The 16,396-nt window shown below is 61.6% G+C and carries 14 protein-coding genes; 4 read left to right on the top strand and 10 right to left on the bottom strand.

Features of this window, described 5'->3' with window-relative positions:
* Positions 1–120 precede the first annotated feature (120 nt).
* Both lptF and lptG read left to right on the top strand, forming a co-directional pair.
* Positions 121–1,236: an LPS export ABC transporter permease LptF gene (gene lptF / locus B9A31_RS17570; protein WP_016713115.1), complete on the top strand. Its 1,116-nt coding sequence runs from the start codon at positions 121–123 to the stop codon at positions 1,234–1,236.
* Positions 1,229–2,290, top strand: coding sequence for an LPS export ABC transporter permease LptG (lptG, locus tag B9A31_RS17565; protein WP_025753776.1), 1,062 nt, complete (start codon positions 1,229–1,231; stop codon positions 2,288–2,290). The genes lptF and lptG overlap by 8 nt, the downstream gene beginning before the upstream one ends.
* A 63-nt stretch (positions 2,291–2,353) precedes the next feature.
* Here the strand turns inward: lptG and B9A31_RS17560 are convergent, their stop codons facing one another.
* The 6 genes from B9A31_RS17560 to gcvH form a co-directional block, all read right to left on the bottom strand.
* On the bottom strand, positions 2,354–2,842 hold the full coding sequence (locus B9A31_RS17560; protein ID WP_009687037.1) for an RDD family protein: 489 nt from the start codon (positions 2,840–2,842) through the stop codon (positions 2,354–2,356).
* Positions 2,843–2,933: 91 nt separating this feature from the next.
* The gene (locus B9A31_RS17555) at positions 2,934–3,146 is read right to left on the bottom strand and encodes a cold-shock protein (RefSeq protein ID WP_003257941.1); all 213 of its coding nucleotides are present in this window, start codon (positions 3,144–3,146) and stop codon (positions 2,934–2,936) included.
* Positions 3,147–3,504: 358 nt separating this feature from the next.
* Entirely contained in the window at positions 3,505–4,626 is a 1,122-nt protein-coding gene (gene gcvT, locus B9A31_RS17550) for a glycine cleavage system aminomethyltransferase GcvT (protein ID WP_025753775.1), read from the bottom strand.
* Between the two features lie 27 nt (positions 4,627–4,653).
* Complete coding sequence (locus B9A31_RS17545; RefSeq protein ID WP_019098193.1) at positions 4,654–6,030, bottom strand: L-serine ammonia-lyase; 1,377 nt, start codon at positions 6,028–6,030, stop codon at positions 4,654–4,656.
* A 141-nt stretch (positions 6,031–6,171) separates the two neighbouring features.
* On the bottom strand, positions 6,172–9,027 hold the full coding sequence (gcvP, locus tag B9A31_RS17540) for an aminomethyl-transferring glycine dehydrogenase (protein ID WP_027609547.1): 2,856 nt from the start codon (positions 9,025–9,027) through the stop codon (positions 6,172–6,174).
* A gap of 11 nt (positions 9,028–9,038) precedes the next feature.
* Entirely contained in the window at positions 9,039–9,422 is a 384-nt protein-coding gene (gene gcvH, locus B9A31_RS17535; protein ID WP_084297177.1) for a glycine cleavage system protein GcvH, read from the bottom strand.
* 591 nt (positions 9,423–10,013) lie between these two features.
* Between gcvH and B9A31_RS17530 the strand changes: the two genes are divergently transcribed.
* Together B9A31_RS17530 and B9A31_RS17525 are read left to right on the top strand one after the other, a co-directional pair.
* On the top strand, positions 10,014–11,429 hold the full coding sequence (locus tag B9A31_RS17530; protein ID WP_026020418.1) for an NAD(P)/FAD-dependent oxidoreductase: 1,416 nt from the start codon (positions 10,014–10,016) through the stop codon (positions 11,427–11,429).
* Between the two features lie 78 nt (positions 11,430–11,507).
* Positions 11,508–12,002, top strand: a complete 495-nt coding sequence (locus B9A31_RS17525; RefSeq protein WP_025753772.1) for a RidA family protein — start codon at positions 11,508–11,510, stop codon at positions 12,000–12,002.
* Positions 12,003–12,055: 53 nt separating this feature from the next.
* Here B9A31_RS17525 and gltS read toward each other — a convergent pair whose 3' ends face one another.
* From gltS to arcC, 4 genes are all read right to left on the bottom strand, one after another.
* Positions 12,056–13,258 (bottom strand): sodium/glutamate symporter, encoded by a 1,203-nt coding sequence (gene gltS / locus B9A31_RS17520; protein WP_019098198.1) that lies wholly within the window; start codon positions 13,256–13,258, stop codon positions 12,056–12,058.
* Between the two features lie 127 nt (positions 13,259–13,385).
* Positions 13,386–14,894, bottom strand: a complete 1,509-nt coding sequence (locus B9A31_RS17515) for a sigma-54-dependent transcriptional regulator (RefSeq protein ID WP_016713105.1) — start codon at positions 14,892–14,894, stop codon at positions 13,386–13,388.
* Positions 14,895–14,977: 83 nt separating this feature from the next.
* Entirely contained in the window at positions 14,978–15,346 is a 369-nt protein-coding gene (locus B9A31_RS17510; protein WP_016713104.1) for a DUF5064 family protein, read from the bottom strand.
* Between the two features lie 56 nt (positions 15,347–15,402).
* Positions 15,403–16,332, bottom strand: a complete 930-nt coding sequence (arcC, locus tag B9A31_RS17505; protein ID WP_019098200.1) for a carbamate kinase — start codon at positions 16,330–16,332, stop codon at positions 15,403–15,405.
* Between the last annotated feature and the right edge of the window lie 64 nt (positions 16,333–16,396).

Raw genomic sequence — 16,396 nt, 5'->3', positions numbered from 1 at the left:
AATGCGCGCACTTTACATGGAGGTTCGCCTTTGGCGAACCGGCATTGGTCTTGGATGTACTAAGTCATTGTTTGGCGCCATTGCATGGCAGTCCGCCCTGACAACCCAGGAGTGTCTGGTTTGATCGTCTTTCGTTATCTGTCCCGCGAGGTCCTGGTGACCTTGAGCGCCGTCAGCGCTGTGCTGCTGGTGATCATCATGAGCGGGCGCTTCATCAAGTACCTGGCCCAGGCTGCCCAGGGCGTGCTCGACCCGGGCGTGCTGTTCCTGATCATGGGCTTCCGGTTGCCGGGTTTCCTGCAATTGATCCTGCCGCTGGGGCTGTTCCTCGGTATTCTCCTGGCTTACGGGCGCCTGTACCTGGAGAGCGAGATGACCGTGTTGTCGGCCACCGGCATGAGCCAGCAGCGCCTGTTGGGCCTGACCATGGTGCCGGCCGCCCTGGTCGCCCTGCTGGTGGCCTGGCTGAGCCTGAGCCTTGCACCGCTGGGCGTGGCCCAGGTGCAGCAGATCATCGCCCAGCAAGACGCGCTGACCGAGTTCGACACCCTGGTGCCTGGCCGCTTCCAGACGTTGCGTGACGGCTCGCGGGTCACCTATACCGAGCAGCTGTCGGATGACCGCATCAACCTGGCCGGGGTGTTCATTTCGGAGAAGCGCTTCAACCAGGACAAAACCAAGGACCGCGCGCCGTCGGTGCTGGTCGCGGAAAAGGGTCACCAGGAAATCCAGGCCGACGGCAACCGCTATCTGGTGCTGGAAAACGGTTACCGCTACGACGGTAACCCGGGCCAGGCCGACTACCGCGCCATCAAGTACGACACCTATGGCGTGCTGCTGCCCAAGCCGGAAGTCAGCGAGGAAGTCACCGAACGTGAAGCCATCCCTACCTCCGAGTTGATCGGCAAGAAGGGCCTGCGTGAGCGTGCCGAGTTGCAATGGCGGTTGTCGCTGCCGATCCTGGTGTTCGTCGTCACCCTGCTGGCGGTGCCACTGTCCCGGGTCAACCCGCGTCAGGGCCGCTTCCTCAAGCTGCTGCCGGCAATTCTTCTGTACATGGCCTACCTGACAATGCTGATTTCCGTACGCGGTGCCCTCGAGAAGGGCAAACTTCCGATCGGCCTGGGCATGTGGTGGGTCCACGGTCTGTTCCTGCTGATCGGCCTGGGGCTGATGTACTGGGAGCCGCTGCGCCTCAAGCGCGCTGCCCGTCGTGCGGAGGTGGCCCATGGCTAAGCTCGACCGCTATATCGGCCAGAGCGTGCTGCTGGCCATCCTGGCTGTGCTGGGGATCATCCTCGGCCTGGCTTCGCTGTTCGCCTTCATCGATGAGATGAGCGACCTGAGTGATACCTATACTGTGATGGAGGCTGGCAACTTCGTCCTGCTCACCGCACCGCGGCGGCTGTACGAAATGCTGCCGATGGCGGCACTGATCGGCTGCCTGATCGGCCTGGGCAGCCTGGCCAGCAGCAGCGAGCTGACCATCATGCGTGCGGCCGGCGTTTCCATCGGCCGTATCGTCTGGGCGGTGATGAAGCCGATGCTGGTACTGATGCTGGTCGGCGTGCTGATCGGTGAATACGTGGCACCGGTGACCGAGAACAAGGCCCAGGCCGACCGCTCGCTGGCCCAAGGCGGGGGTGAGGCGCAAAGCTCCAAGCGCGGTATGTGGCACCGTCAGGGTGAAGAGTACGTGCACATCAACGCCGTGCAGCCTAACGGCCTGCTGCTGGGGGTGACCCGTTACCGCTTCGACAACGAGCGCAAGATCGTCACGTCGAGCTTCGCCCGCCGTGCCCAGTACCAGAACGACCACTGGCTGCTCGCCGACGTGCGCACCACCTATTTCCGTGGTGACCACACCGAAGTCGTCAGCGCGCCGCAAGAGCGCTGGGACGTTTCGCTCACGCCAGAACTGCTCAATACCGTGATCCTGGCGCCGGAATCGCTGTCGATTACCGGGCTGTGGGACTACATCCACTACCTGTCTGACCAGGGTTTGAACAATGCCCGCTACTGGCTGGCGTTCTGGACCAAGGTACTGCAGCCGATGGTGACTGCGGCACTGGTGCTGATGGCAATTTCCTTCATCTTCGGCCCGCTGCGCTCGGTAACCCTCGGGCAGCGCGTGTTCACCGGTGTGCTGGTGGGCTTCGTGTTCCGCATCGGCCAGGACTTGCTGGGGCCATCTAGCCAGGTGTTTGGCTTCCCGCCGCTGCTGGCGGTGGTGATTCCGGCGGGCATTTGTGCCTTGGCCGGTGTGTGGTTGTTGCGCCGGGCGGGTTGATGGCCTGAGCTGCACAAGAAAGCCGACCTTAGGGTCGGCTTTTTCATGGGTGTTAACCTGTGCTCATTTCTTCTGCTTCGGCACCCGCACCAGCTGGCTCTCTGAATAGATGTCATGCCAGCCCCGCTTGCGCTTGTCGATTAACACCCAGAAGAAACCCAACCCCAGGCACAGCCACGAAGCAATCGACACCACAAAGCGCAACAGCGCCTGCCACAGGCTGATGGCCGAACCATCGGCGTTCTGCACTCGCACACCCCATACCTGCATGCCCAGGGTCTGCCCGCCATGGGTCCAGAACTTGGCAAAGAAGCCGAAGAGGGCGAACAGCAGCACCGTCGACAGCAGAGGGTCGCCATCCAGTGCCCCAGCCTCGGTCAGCTCGCGCATGCGTGCCTCGCCGATGATCGCCATCTGGATCATCTTGTAAGCGCCAGCGGTCACGATCAGCAGGGCCGTGCACAGTAAAAAGTCGTAGAACATCGCCGCCAGGCGCCGGCCCAGGCCGACCGGTGGAAAATCTCCCTGAGGGGTGAGCAGAGGCTTGGACATGCGGGACGGCTCCAGAAGACGAAGCCGCTATTCTACGGGCAAAAAAAAGCCCCTGCACTTGGCAGGGGCTTTTCTCGAAGTCGGGTTCGGCTTAACCGGCGACCTGAACTTTGTCAGCCTGCATGCCTTTCTGGCCCTGGACTGCTTCGAAGGTAACCTTCTGGCCTTCTTTCAGGCTCTTGAAGCCGTTGCCTTCGATAGCGCGGAAGTGCACGAACAGATCCGGACCGCTTTCGGGGGTGATGAAGCCGTAACCTTTTTCGTCATTGAACCACTTGACGGTACCGTTCTGACGCTCAGCCATTGTCTTATTTCCTATGAAGCTTGAATTTTGATGACAGTTTCTTTCGCACTTGTTTGTAAGCGAAAGAGTACTGGGCTGGGTTGCAGGAAAGTAAGAGACGTCGAACGGGTTGTAGCAAATCTCGGCTACTGGCCCAGGTCACGAACTGTTGCGACCCATGCAAACACAGTGCAGTGACTCTACGCCAACTCCCGAGCGAAAAACAAGCCCTTGGTCGTATGGAAAATCAGCCGTTTGCCGATAACCGACCGATTTGACGGAAACGGCATGGCGCCTGGCCTGGCGCCATGTTCAAAAGTTATTGAGCAGGTTCGAAAACGAATATGTGGAACCTGCCCGTAACCTTCACAAAGCTGTTTCAACCACGGTAGTAACGTTGTGCCACGAAAGGCATTTTGCTGACTTTCAAGGCAACCTTCTTGCCCCGCACCACGGCAAACAGCGGGGTGTCGACTGCAGCATGTTCACTATCGATATAACCCATTGCTACAGGTGCGCCGAGTGTCGGGCCAAAGCCGCCGCTGCAGACTTTGCCGACCGGTTTATCGTTTGCATCGACAATATCCGCGCCTTCACGAACGGGCGTACGTTCTTGCGGTAGCAGCCCGACGCGCTTGCGTGCCACGCCATCGCGCTGCTGGGCATAGATGGCCTCGGCACCCGGGAACCCGGCGGCACGTGCACCGTCGGCACGGCGCACCTTGGAAATCGCCCACAGCAGGCTGGCCTCGACCGGGGTGGTCTCGGCATTCATGTCGTGGCCATACAGGCACAGGCCGGCTTCCAGGCGAAGCGAGTCGCGAGCGCCCAGGCCAATCGGCTGTACCTCCGGCTCGGCCAGCAGACGACGGGCCAGGGCTTCGGCGGCTTGTGCCGGAACCGAGATTTCGTAGCCATCTTCGCCGGTGTAGCCCGAGCGGCTGACGAAGCAGTCTTCGCCCAGCAGCTTCACCGGGCGGAACTGCATGAAGGTCATGCCGGCCACTTCCGGGGCCAGGCGTTCCAGCACCTTGACCGCAGCTGGGCCTTGCAGGGCCAGCAGGGCACGTTGCTCGAACAGCGGCTGCACTTCGCAACGGTTGCCGATGTGTTTTCGCAGGTGGGCCAGGTCCTGGTCCTTGCAGGCGGCGTTGACCACCAGGAACAGCGTGTCGTCACCCAGGTTGGCCACCATCAGGTCGTCGAGGATGCCGCCCTGCTCGTTGGTGAACATGGCATAGCGCTGCATGCCTGCCGGGAGGTCGATGATGTCCACGGGTACCAGGCTTTCCAGGGCCTTGGCGGCATCAGCGCCGCGCAGGATGATCTGGCCCATGTGCGAAACGTCGAACAGGCCGGCCTGCTCGCGGGTGTGCAAGTGTTCCTTGAGCACGCCCAGCGGGTACTGCACCGGCATGTCGTAGCCGGCGAACGGCACCATGCGGGCACCCAGTTCCAGGTGCAGGGCGTGCAGTGGGGTCTTGAGCAGTGTTTCGGACATCGGTGACTCCTTGGTGTTGTTGTCGGGTCAACATTCGATGATGTTGACGGCCAGGCCGCCACGGGCGGTCTCTTTGTATTTGCTTTTCATGTCGGCGCCGGTCTGGCGCATGGTGCGGATGACCTTGTCGAGCGACACGTAATGTTGCCCGTCGCCGCGCAAGGCCATGCGCACCGCGTTGATTGCCTTCACCGAGCCCATGGCATTGCGCTCGATGCACGGCACCTGGACCAGCCCGCCGATCGGGTCGCAGGTCAGGCCCAGGTTATGCTCCATACCGATTTCTGCAGCGTTCTCCACCTGCTGCACGCTGCCACCCATCACCTCGCATAACGCGCCGGCAGCCATCGAGCAGGCCACGCCGACCTCGCCCTGACAGCCCACTTCCGCGCCAGAGATGGAGGCGTTTTCCTTGTACAGGATGCCGATGGCCGCAGCGGTGAGCAGAAAACGCACCACCCCGTCCTCGCTGGCGCCCGGCACGAAGCGCATGTAATAGTGCAATACTGCCGGGACGATACCTGCCGCCCCATTGGTGGGTGCGGTGACCACGCGCCCGCCGTAGGCGTTTTCTTCGTTCACGGCCAAGGCGTAGAGGTTGACCCAGTCGAGCACCGACAGGGCATCGCGCAGGCTGGCTTCCGGGTGGCGGCTCAGTTGGCGGTACAACGCGGGCGCCCGCCGCTTGACCTTGAGCCCGCCCGGCAATATGCCTTCATGCTGGCAGCCCGCTTCAACGCAATCCTGCATCACCTGCCAGATGCGCAGCAGCCCGGCGCGGGTTTCTGCCTCTGGGCGCCAGGCGGCCTCGTTGGCCAGCATCACTTGGCTTATCGACAGGTTTTGCGTGGTGCAATGGCCGAGCAGTTCCTTGGCGGTCTTGAACGGGTAGGGCAGCACGGTGCTGTCCTCGACGATGCGGTCGTGGCCGGCGGCGTCCTCGTCGACCACGAATCCGCCGCCCACCGAGTAATACTCGCGGCTGCGGATTTGCAGGCCGGCGTCGTCGAACGCGCGAAAGATCATGCCGTTGGGATGGTAGTCCAGCGGCTTGCGGATCATTGCCACATGCTGTTTTTCAATGAACGCAATGCTGTGCTCGCCCAGCAGGTTGATGTGGCCACTGTCGCGGATGGCCTGCAGGCGGGCGGGGATGCTTTCGGTGTCGATAATGTCCGGCTGTTCGCCTTCAAGGCCCAGCAGCACCGCCTTGTCACTGCCGTGGCCCTTGCCGGTGGCGCCCAGTGAGCCATACAACTCGGCTTTGACGCTGGCCGTGCGGGCGAGCAAGCCGTCACGGCGCAGCCCTTCAGCGAACCGCGCGGCGGCGCGCATCGGGCCGACCGTGTGCGAACTGGAGGGGCCGATGCCGATCTTGAACAGGTCGAAGACGCTCAGTGACATGGATGTTCCTCCTGCAAACCTTGGGGCCGCTTTGCGGCCCTTTCGCGGCACAAGGCCGCTCCTACAGGACAGCGCCGCCCGTATAGGAGCGGCCTTGTGCCGCGAAAGGGCTGCGCAGCAGCCCCATGGTTCCCGACTGCATCAGGCGTCCTGATAGCTCTCGATCGACGGGCAGGCGCACACCAGGTTGCGGTCGCCGAACACGTTGTCGACCCGACCCACTGGCGGCCAGTACTTGGCTTCCACCAGGCTTGGCAGCGGGTAGACCGCCTGCTCGCGGCTGTAGCCGTGGGCCCATTCGCCAACCAGCTCGGCCGCGGTGTGCGGGGCGTTTTTCAGCGGGTTGTCGTCCTTGTCCAGGCTACCGTTTTCGACCGCACGGATTTCTTCGCGGATCTGGATCATCGCGTTGCAGAAGCGGTCCAGTTCTTCCTTGGACTCGCTTTCGGTCGGTTCGATCATCAGCGTGCCCGCCACCGGGAAGGACATGGTCGGGGCGTGGAAGCCAAAGTCGATCAGGCGCTTGGCCACGTCGTCGACGCTGATGCCGCTGGTGTCCTTCAGCGGGCGCAGGTCGAGGATGCACTCGTGGGCCACCAGGCCATTGCCGCCGGTATACAGAACAGGATAGTGCTCTTCCAGGCGGCGGGCGATGTAGTTGGCGTTGAGGATTGCCATCTGCGAGGCACGCTTGAGGCCGGCACCGCCCATCATGCGGATGTACATCCAGGTGATCGGCAGGATGCTGGCGCTGCCGAACGGCGCGGCGCATACGGCCCCTTCGGTGTTTTCAAGCTGCGCGTGGCCTGGCAGGAACGGCGCCAGGTGCGACTTGACGCCAATCGGGCCAACGCCCGGGCCGCCACCGCCGTGCGGGATGCAGAAGGTCTTGTGCAGGTTCAGGTGGGACACGTCGCCGCCGAACTTGCCCGGGGCGCACAGGCCGACCATGGCGTTCATGTTGGCGCCGTCGATGTACACCTGGCCACCGTTGTCGTGGATGATCGCGCAGATTTCGCCGATCGCTTCCTCGAACACGCCGTGGGTCGACGGGTAGGTGATCATGATCGCGGCCAGGCGCTCGCGGTGCTCGATGGCCTTGGCGCGCAGGTCTTCTACGTCGACGTTGCCGCGTGCGTCACAAGCGGTAACCACCACGCGCATGCCGGCCATGTGGGCGGTGGCAGGGTTGGTGCCGTGGGCCGACGACGGGATCAGGCAGATGTCGCGGTGGCTTTCGCCACGGCTGCGGTGGTAGGCACGGATGGCCAGCAGGCCTGCGTACTCGCCCTGGGAGCCGGCGTTGGGCTGCAGCGATACGGCGTCATAGCCAGTAGCGGCGCACAGCATGGCTTCCAGCTCGGTGGTCATCTGCAGGTAGCCCTGGCTCTGCTCGGCCGGGGCGAACGGGTGCAGGTTGCCGAACTCGGCCCAGGTGACCGGGATCATCTCGCTGGCGGCGTTCAGTTTCATGGTGCACGAGCCCAGCGGTATCATGCTGCGGTCCAGCGCCAGGTCCTTGTCGGCCAGGCGGCGCAGGTAGCGCATCAGCTCGGTTTCGCTGTGGTAGCGGTTGAACACCGGGTGTTCGAGGATCGCCGACTGGCGCAGCAGGGCGGTAGGCAACAGCGAACCGGTGCTGGCGGCTAGCGCGGCGAAGTCTGGTTGAGCCTGGTCGCCAGCGAACAGTTGCCACAGCGACTCGACGTCAGCCTGGCTGCTGGTTTCGTCCAGCGACAGGCCCAGGTGGGTGGCGTCGACCTGGCGCAGGTTGATGCCTTGGGCGCGGGCCTTGTCATGCAGGCTGGCGGTTGCAGCGCCGGTGGCCAGGGTCAGGGTGTCGAAGGCGCTGGCGCCCACTACCTGCACGCCCAACGTTTTCAGGCCGGCGGCCAGGATCGCGGTCAGGGCGTGGGTGCGCTCGGCAATGCGCTTGAGGCCGGCCGGGCCGTGGTACACGGCGAACATGCTGGCAATGTTGGCCAGCAGCACCTGGGCGGTGCAGATGTTGCTGGTGGCCTTTTCGCGGCGGATATGCTGCTCGCGGGTTTGCATGGCCAGGCGCAGGGCGGTCTTGCCGAAGCGGTCGATCGATACGCCGACCAGGCGGCCCGGCATGTCGCGCTTGAAGGCGTCACGGGTGGCGAAGTAAGCCGCGTGCGGGCCACCAAAGCCCAGTGGCACGCCGAAGCGCTGAGCGCTGCCGATGGCCACGTCGGCATCGAACTCGCCCGGCGGGGTCAGCAGGGTCAGGGCCAGCAGGTCAGCGGCCACGGCAACCAAGGCGTTGGCTGCGTGGAAGCGCTGTACCACGTCACGGTAGTCGAACACGTCACCGTTGCTGGCCGGGTATTGCAGCAGGGCGCCGAAGAAGGCGCTGACATCGCCCAGTTCGCGCTCATCGCCGATCACGACTTCGATACCCAGCGGCTCGGCACGGGTGCGCAGCACGTCGAGGGTTTGCGGGTGGCAGTGTACGGAGGCGAAGAAGGCGTGGCTGGCCTTGTTCTTCGACAGGCGTTTGCAGAAGGTCATGGCCTCGGCCGCTGCAGTGGCTTCGTCGAGCAGGGAGGCGTTTGCGATCGGCAGGCCGGTGAGGTCGCTGATCAGGGTCTGGAAGTTCAGCAGCGCTTCCAGGCGGCCTTGGGAAATTTCTGGCTGGTATGGGGTGTAAGCGGTGTACCAGGCCGGGTTTTCCAGCAGGTTGCGCAGGATCGGTGCCGGGGTGTGGGTGTTGTAGTAGCCCTGGCCAATGTAGCTCTTGAACAGTTGGTTCTTGCCGGCGATGGCCTTGAGCGCGGCGAGCGCGTCGGCTTCGCTCTGGCCGTCGTGCGAACCGAGCACGCTGGTGCCCTTGATGCTGTCAGGGATGACCGCAGCGGTCATGGCTTCCAGCGAGTCGAAGCCCAGGGCGGCGAGCATGGCCTGCTCGTCAGCGGCGCGCGGGCCGATGTGGCGGGCGATGAATTCGTTGGCGGTGCCGAGGTGGATGGTCATGGCGGGGTTCCTCAGGCGTCGTCGTTGGCTTTGAGCAGGCGGTCGTAGGCGTCCTGGTCGAGCAGGGCGGTTACGGCGCTGGCGTCGGCAGGGATGAAGCGGAAGAACCAGCCTTCGCCCATCGGGTCTTCGTTGACCAGTTCCGGGCTTTCTTCGAGTTGGCCGTTGACCTCAACCACTTCACCGGTCAGGGGCATATAGACGCCGCTGGCGGCTTTTACCGACTCGACTGTGGACGCTTCGCTGCCTTTCTCATACGGCTGCAACTCTGGCAGTTGCACGAAAACCACATCGCCAAGGGCGTTTTGGGCGTAGGCGGTGATGCCCACGGTGACGCTGCCATCGACTTCGACGCGCAGCCATTCGTGATCTTCAGTGAAACGCAACTCGCTCATGGGGAATCCTCGGGAAGCAGGGCGTTGGGCGCGGTGGCTCCGCGCTCTTGGGGTGCTTTCCCTTAGCAATAATGCGGCCAATAGAGGAAAATCCTTTAAAAACAATACCTTATTTATTTTTATGGGATGGCTGTTTGTTGGTTTGGAACGAAAACGCTACAGAAGGTTGTGCATGAAAAAGGGTTTGGGGATCAAACCCTTGCGCAATAGCACTCGAACGGATGTGTACTGATTTCGTTACGGTGTATCGAAATCTATACGGTACCTTGAGGCGGTTCAGTTGTTGCCAAGCCGGAAATGAATCAAACAAGTTCGATACTTGCGAAACTTTGCGAGCTTTCTTCTTGCACCTATAGGGTGTCGCCATATCAACTATTTATGTCACCTGCGTGATAGTTTTCAAATGGCTGAACTAAGTATTTGCCCCCAACGATTTTCCCGCCTATTGCGCGTCACCAGAATGGCCACCTTTCATGTGGGCCGTTAGCCTGAAGCAATAACCACAAGTTGGTAATTCGGCTGTCGGCCAAGCATGTGCCTTGCTGCCCGGGCTCATGCAACCAGCACCGAATATCAGGAAGGGAAAGTGTCATGGGAATGACGAGGCGTAAATTTTTGATTGGCGGCGGCGTTTTGGCGATCGCAGGCGGCGCAGGGGTTCTGACCCCTTTGTTGACCCGGGAAGGCCGATTGATTCCCGGCAAACCGCGGTTTGGTTATGTCGCAGGCACCGAGGGGGCGCTTCCCAAGCAGGCAGACGTAGTGGTTGTTGGCGCTGGTATTCTGGGGCTCATGACTGCAATCAACCTTGTCGAGCGCGGCCTCTCGGTCGTTGTCGTTGAAAAAGGTGAAGTTGCCGGCGAACAGTCTTGCAGGTTCTATGGCCAGGTCATGACCTACAAGATGCCTGATGCGACATTCCAGTTGCACCATCTTGCCAAGCAACGTTGGCGAGAGATGAATGCCAAAGTGGGGGCGGACACAAGTTACCGCACACAAGGTCGGGTCGAAGTACCTTTCGATGAAGAAGACCTGGAAGGCGTCAGAAAGTGGATCGATGTCAAAACGCGGGAAGTCGGCGCGGACATTCCTTTCAAGACGCGAATCATTCAAGGCAGTGAACTTGAACAGCGCCTGCGCGGTGCATCCTCGCGCTGGACGGTCGCAGGCTTCGAGGAAGACTCCGGTAGCCTGGATGCCGAGCGTGCATCGTTCGTCATGGCCGAGTATGCCAAGAAAGTGGGTGTGCGGATCTACACCCACTGCGCGGCCAGGGGCCTGGAAACCCACGCAGGTGCCATCTCCGACGTGGTCACGGAAAAGGGCGCCATCAGGGCGTCTCGCGTGATCGTGGCGGGCGGCGCATGGTCCCGGCTGTTCATGCAGAACCTGGGCGTCGATGTGCCTACCTTGCCCGCCTACCAGTCCCAGCAAATCATCAGCGCGGCACCCCGTGCACCCGGGGGCAACGTTGCATTGCCGGGGAATATCTACTTCCGTGAGCAGGCTGACGGCACATACGCCACCTCGCCACGCGTCGTCGTTGCCCCGGTGGTCAAAGAGTCGTTCATGTATGGCTATAAGTACCTGCCCCTGCTGGCCATCCCCGACTTCCCGGTGCACATTTCACTCAACAAGCAACTGATCGATTCGTTCATTCAGCCAACGCACTGGAAGCTGGACGAGGTTTCGCCTTTCGAGAAAAACCGGCTGATGACCGCAGCGCCGGACCTGCCGGAACTGAATGCCTCACTGGAAAAACTCAAGGTCGAGTTCCCCGCGTTCAGCGATGCGAAGCTGATCGATCAGTGGAGCGGTGCGATGGCCATCGCTCCCGACGAAAACCCCATCATTTCGCAGGTCAATGAGTACCCGGGGCTGGTCCTCAACACCGCAACCGGTTGGGGTATGACCGAAAGCCCGGTGTCGTCCGAACTGTCGGCGGACTTGCTGCTTGGAAAGGCGCCGGTGCTGGACCCCAAACCCTTCAGCCTGTATCGGTTCTAAGCACACAAGGCGCAATGGAATGACCCGTGCGCGCAGCATCGATGCGTGCACATTTTTGGCAATCATCAGGAGAACAGTATGAAAGTGGCTTTAACGACCGCAGCAATGGCCGTGGCACTCGCGGGTGCCGGGAGCGTTCATGCACAAGAAATCGTGCGCCATGGCGCAGGTAGTTTCCCTATCTCGTCGGCTGTAGAGGTGCCTGCCGGGAAGACGGTTGTCTACCTGAGTGGTTCTGTCCCGTCGGTTATTCACCCTGACGCACCCAAGGGTTCGCTGGAAGCCTATGGTGATACCAAGGCACAAACCATCAATGTGCTTGGAAACATCCAGCAGCAGCTGAAAGAACTGGGCCTTGGTCTTGCCGATGTGGTGAAGATGCAGGTGTTCCTGGTGGGCGGCCCGGAGAACGGCGGGAAAATGGACTTCGACGGTTTCATGGCCGGCTATACCCAATTCTTCGGGCCAGCCGCCAGGCAGCCAGTCCTTCCTGCACGCTCGGCGTTCCAGATTGCAGGCCTGGCCGACCCTGCCTGGCGTGTCGAGATCGAAGTGACAGCGGTTCGTCCCTGAACCCGGGCATGCGCCGGTCCCGGGCTAGCCATGCCCGGGACTTGCCGGTGGGTTTAGCCAGTGATAAATGGCAATGCCAGGTACAGTTTGATCACGATCACGTTGATGATGTCGATGAAGAACGCACCCACCATCGGCACCACCAGGAAGGCGATGTGCGAGGCGCCGTAGCGTTGGGTCACCGCTTGCATGTTGGCAATCGCCGTGGGTGTTGCACCCAGGCCGAAGCCACAGTGCCCCGCGGCCAGCACGGCTGCATCATAGTTGCGGCCCATGACTCGGAATGTCACGAAGATCGCAAACAGTGCCATGACCAATGTCTGCGCAGCCAGCAGTATGAAGAACGGCAAGGCCAGTGCTGCCAGGTCCCACAGTTTGAGTGACATCAAGGCAATCGCCAGGAACAGCGACAGACTGACGTTGCCCAGTACCGAGACTTCCCGTTCGAAGACATGATAAAAACCGAACGCCGAAAGGCCGTTGCGCAGCAATACGCCCACGAAGAGTACGCAAACGAATGTCGGTAGTTCGAATGCCGTACCTTTCAACAGGCTATTAAGTAATGTGCCGGCCAGTAAGCTGACGGCAATAAGAGCCAAGGTTTCGATAAATGAAAACGATGTAATCAACCGCTCTTTGTCCGGCTGCTCAAAGCCCTTGGGTAACTGCGGCACTTCTTCTTCCACACCCGGTGTTTTGACGCGCTTGATCAGCAGCCGGGCAACCGGGCCACCAATCAAACCGCCCAACACCAGGCCGAACGTGGCAGAGGCAAGTGCAAGTTCCGAGGCCGAAGCCAAGCCAAACTTTTCAGTGAAGGTCGCGCTCCAGGCAGCGCCAGTGCCGTGGCCACCAGACAAGGTGATCGAACCGGCCAGCAGGCCCATCAGTGGGTCGAGCCCCAATGCCGTTGCCAGCCCGATACCCATGGCGTTCTGAACCAGCAGCAAGCCCGTCACCACCAGCAGGAACACAGTAACCACGCGTCCGCCCTTCTTCAGGCTGGCAAAGTCTGCACTCAAACCGATGGTGGCGAAGAACGCCAGCATCAACGGTGCTTGCAACGAGGTATCAAACTGGACCTGTACATCGAAACTGCGCAATGCCAAGAGTGCCAGCGCAACGACCAAACCACCTGCCACAGGCTCCGGAATATTGTAAGCGCGCAGAAAGCCAATACGTGCGACCAGACCGCGCCCCAGTAGCAGTACCAAGGAGGCGGCTACAAGTGTCCCGTAAAAATCGAGTTCAAACATCAGGGTACTCTTCGCTCAGGGTGACATGCAAAATTACAATGTCACCATTCTACGGCGAGTACTCCAGTCAATTGCGGCTGAGCGGCTAGGAAAAATCTGAATCAGCGGTAAGTTTTGACGACAAGTATCAGGCTTTTCCGGGTATTCCATATTTACGCAGTCGCTGGGCAATAGCGGTATGCGAAGTTTGCAAACGCCCGGCTAACTGCCGCGTCGACGGGTAGCTGGCATACAAGCGCTGCAACAGCTCACGCTCGAAGTCACCCACGGCCTGCTCCAGGCTGGCTACGTCGCCATCCAGCCCACGTGCCACCGAAGTACCGGCGATGTCCAGGTCGCCGATGTCCACCAGGTTGCCCTCACAGATAGCCGCTGCGCGGAAAATCACGTTCTGCAGTTGGCGTACATTGCCCGGCCAAGGGTTGGCCAGCAGCGCCGAATGGGTGGCTGGCGTCAATCGGCAGGGCGGGCGTTGAATCTGCGTGCAGGCTTGCTGCATGAAGAAATGCGCCAGCATCAGGATATCCTGGCCCCGGTCGCGCAGTGGCGGTACCTGCAGGTTGAGCACGTTCAAGCGGTAGAACAGGTCTTCGCGGAAGCTGCCGTCGGCAACCATGCGTTCCAGGTCGCGGTGGGTGGCGCTGATGATGCGCACATCCACCTTCACTTCGCGGTCACCGCCCACCCGGCGGAAGCTGCCGTCACTGAGAAAGCGCAGCAGTTTGGCCTGCAGGTATGGCGACATTTCGCCAATTTCATCGAGGAACACCGTGCCCTGGTTGGCCAGTTCCATCAGCCCGGGCTTGCCGCCCCGTTGCGCGCCGGTGAAGGCGCCAGGGGCATAACCGAACAGCTCGCTCTCGGCCAGGCTCTCGGGCAGCGCGGCACAGTTCAGGGCCAGGAACGGTGCTGCGTGGCGGCTGCTGATGGCATGGCAGGCGCGGGCTACCAGTTCTTTGCCGGTGCCGGTTTCGCCATGCACCAGCAATGGCGCATCGAGCGCCGCCACGCGCAGGGCGCGGGCCTTGAGGGTGCGGATGGCCGGTGACTCGCCGAGCAGGGCATCGAAACCTTCGGCGTGGTCGTGGTGCAAGGCTGACAGGCGTTCGCCCATGCGTGAAGGTGGGTACAGCGTCAGCAGGCCACCGGCGTTGGTGATCGGCATGGCGTCCAGCAGCAGGCTCTGGCCGTTCAGCTGCATCTCGCGCATGGGCAGGTGGAAGTTATTGTCCAGCAGGGCTTGCAGCAGCGCCGGGTCGCCAAACAGTTCGCCCACCGAGCGCCCGGCGGATTCGCGGCCACACAGTTCGATCAGCGCTGGGTTGGCCAGCAGCACCAGCCCGGCGCTGTCCACCGCCAGCACCGGGTCGCTCATGGCGGCCAGCAGGGCATCCAGTTGCAGGTGGCGGCGTTGGCCAGGAAGGATGTCGACCACGTCCACCGATTGCACGCCATGCACCTCGAAGAGCGCGTCGTGCAGTTCTTCGAGCACGGCGGGGCTAAGGGTGGGGGCGTCGATGTAGACGTTCGGCGGGACCATCTCCACGGCGTCCAGGTTGAGGTTGCGGGCACCGAGCAGGGCGAGGACTTCCTGGGTGATGCCGACGCGGTCGATGAAGCTGACGTGGATGCGCATGAGGGAGGGTGAGGTGGTGGCCGGGGAGGGCAGTAGTATGCCTTAACATCGCCGGGGCCGCTGTGCGGCCCCGGTTCTTGAAATCACTCCAGATGTTCAGGCTTGATCGGATCGCCCGATTTCACATCGAGTTTTTCGCGAATGTCGGCGAACATGTAGTCATAGAGCTTGTGCGGCGAACTCAGGGTCTCGAACTTCTTCGGCGGCGCCAGATACGACTGGGCCTTGCGGGTCAGTTGCATGAGAAAGCTGGGCAACACCTGGTCCTTGGCGAGGAAGAACTTTTCTTCCACCGTTTTGCCTTCGATGCTGCCATGCATATGGAACTGAATGCCTCTGCCTTCCTTGGGGTCAGACACTGCCTCGTACTCGATGTTCAGGTCGTAGCTGTGGTCTGCCGCGTTCAGCGCAGTGCGCTCGATGTGTACATGACCGGGGTGGTACTGGGCCATGGCTATCTCCTCTGGAAGGTCGAAAATGGCGGGCGCCGGGCGCCCGCCCACTGCATTCAACGGTAGCTGATCCCCGGCTTCGCGGTGGAGACCCGAGTGCCGGCAGTGCCTTTGACGATGTCTTCGATGTTCTCGAGCGAACTGATCACCGCCACTTTGCCGGTATTGCGGGCGAAGTCACTGGCAGCCTGCACCTTTGGCCCCATGGAGCCGGCAGCGAAGCCAAGCCGTTCGAGTTCGTCAGGATGTGCCTGGGCGATGGCTTTTTGCGTAGGCTTGCCCCAGTCAATGTACGCCGCATCGACGTCAGTGGCGATTATCAGAAGGTCGGCATCCAGTTGCTCGGCCAGCAAAGCCGAGCACAGGTCCTTGTCGATCACCGCCTCGATGCCCTTGAGCTTGCGGTTTTCATCGTACATGGTGGGGATACCACCACCGCCTGCGCAAATCACGATGCTGCTCTTTTCCAGCAGCCACTTGATCGGGCGGATTTCGAAGATGCGCTTGGGTTTGGGGCTGGCCACCACGCGGCGGTACTTGTCGCCGTCAGCCTTCACCACCCAGCCCTTTTCCTTGGCCAGCCGTTCGGCTTCGTCCTTGCTGTAGACCGGGCCGATGAACTTGGTGGGGTCTTTGAAGGCGGGGTCATTGGCGTCCACTTCCACCTGGGTCAGCAGGGTGGCGAATGGCACTTCGAAGTCCAGCAGGTTGCCCAGTTCCTGCTCGATCATGTAGCCGATCATGCCCTCGGTTTCAGCGCCCAGCACGTCCAGCGGGTAGGCCTCGTCGGGTTTGTAGGACAGTGCCTGAAGTGACAGCAGGCCAACCTGCGGGCCGTTGCCGTGGGCAATGACCAGCTCGTTGCCAGGGTGGATCTTGGCGATCTGTTCGGTGGCGGTGCGGATATTGGCGCGCTGGTTCTCAGCGGTCATGGGCTCGCCGCGACGCAGCAGGGCGTTGCCGCCCAATGCAACAACGATACGCATGGGGAATGTCCTTTGCGGATGAGGTAGCGCCTCGATCCTGCAGGCGCTGGCAAGCCAGCCCCCA

The organism is Pseudomonas sp. URIL14HWK12:I5 (assembly GCF_900176445.1).
Classification (GTDB): domain Bacteria; phylum Pseudomonadota; class Gammaproteobacteria; order Pseudomonadales; family Pseudomonadaceae; genus Aquipseudomonas; species Aquipseudomonas monteilii.
This window is presented reverse-complemented; position numbering and strand designations above follow the sequence as displayed.

Excerpts from the sequence above, each read along its gene's own strand:
- gcvP (WP_027609547.1), bottom strand. The coding sequence starts at position 9,027 with ATGACCATCCACCTCGGCACCGCCAACGAATTCATCGCCCGCCACATC.
- gcvH (WP_084297177.1), bottom strand. The coding sequence starts at position 9,422 with ATGAGCGAGTTGCGTTTCACTGAAGATCACGAATGGCTGCGCGTCGAA.
- B9A31_RS17555 (WP_003257941.1), bottom strand. The coding sequence starts at position 3,146 with ATGGCTGAGCGTCAGAACGGTACCGTCAAGTGGTTCAATGACGAAAAA.
- B9A31_RS17530 (WP_026020418.1), top strand. The coding sequence starts at position 10,014 with ATGGGAATGACGAGGCGTAAATTTTTGATTGGCGGCGGCGTTTTGGCG.
- B9A31_RS17545 (WP_019098193.1), bottom strand. The coding sequence starts at position 6,030 with ATGTCACTGAGCGTCTTCGACCTGTTCAAGATCGGCATCGGCCCCTCC.
- lptG (WP_025753776.1), top strand. The coding sequence starts at position 1,229 with ATGGCTAAGCTCGACCGCTATATCGGCCAGAGCGTGCTGCTGGCCATC.
- B9A31_RS17560 (WP_009687037.1), bottom strand. The coding sequence starts at position 2,842 with ATGTCCAAGCCTCTGCTCACCCCTCAGGGAGATTTTCCACCGGTCGGC.
- B9A31_RS17510 (WP_016713104.1), bottom strand. The coding sequence starts at position 15,346 with ATGGCCCAGTACCACCCCGGTCATGTACACATCGAGCGCACTGCGCTG.
- B9A31_RS17525 (WP_025753772.1), top strand. The coding sequence starts at position 11,508 with ATGAAAGTGGCTTTAACGACCGCAGCAATGGCCGTGGCACTCGCGGGT.
- gcvT (WP_025753775.1), bottom strand. The coding sequence starts at position 4,626 with ATGTCCGAAACACTGCTCAAGACCCCACTGCACGCCCTGCACCTGGAA.
- B9A31_RS17515 (WP_016713105.1), bottom strand. The coding sequence starts at position 14,894 with ATGCGCATCCACGTCAGCTTCATCGACCGCGTCGGCATCACCCAGGAA.
- gltS (WP_019098198.1), bottom strand. The coding sequence starts at position 13,258 with ATGTTTGAACTCGATTTTTACGGGACACTTGTAGCCGCCTCCTTGGTA.
- arcC (WP_019098200.1), bottom strand. The coding sequence starts at position 16,332 with ATGCGTATCGTTGTTGCATTGGGCGGCAACGCCCTGCTGCGTCGCGGC.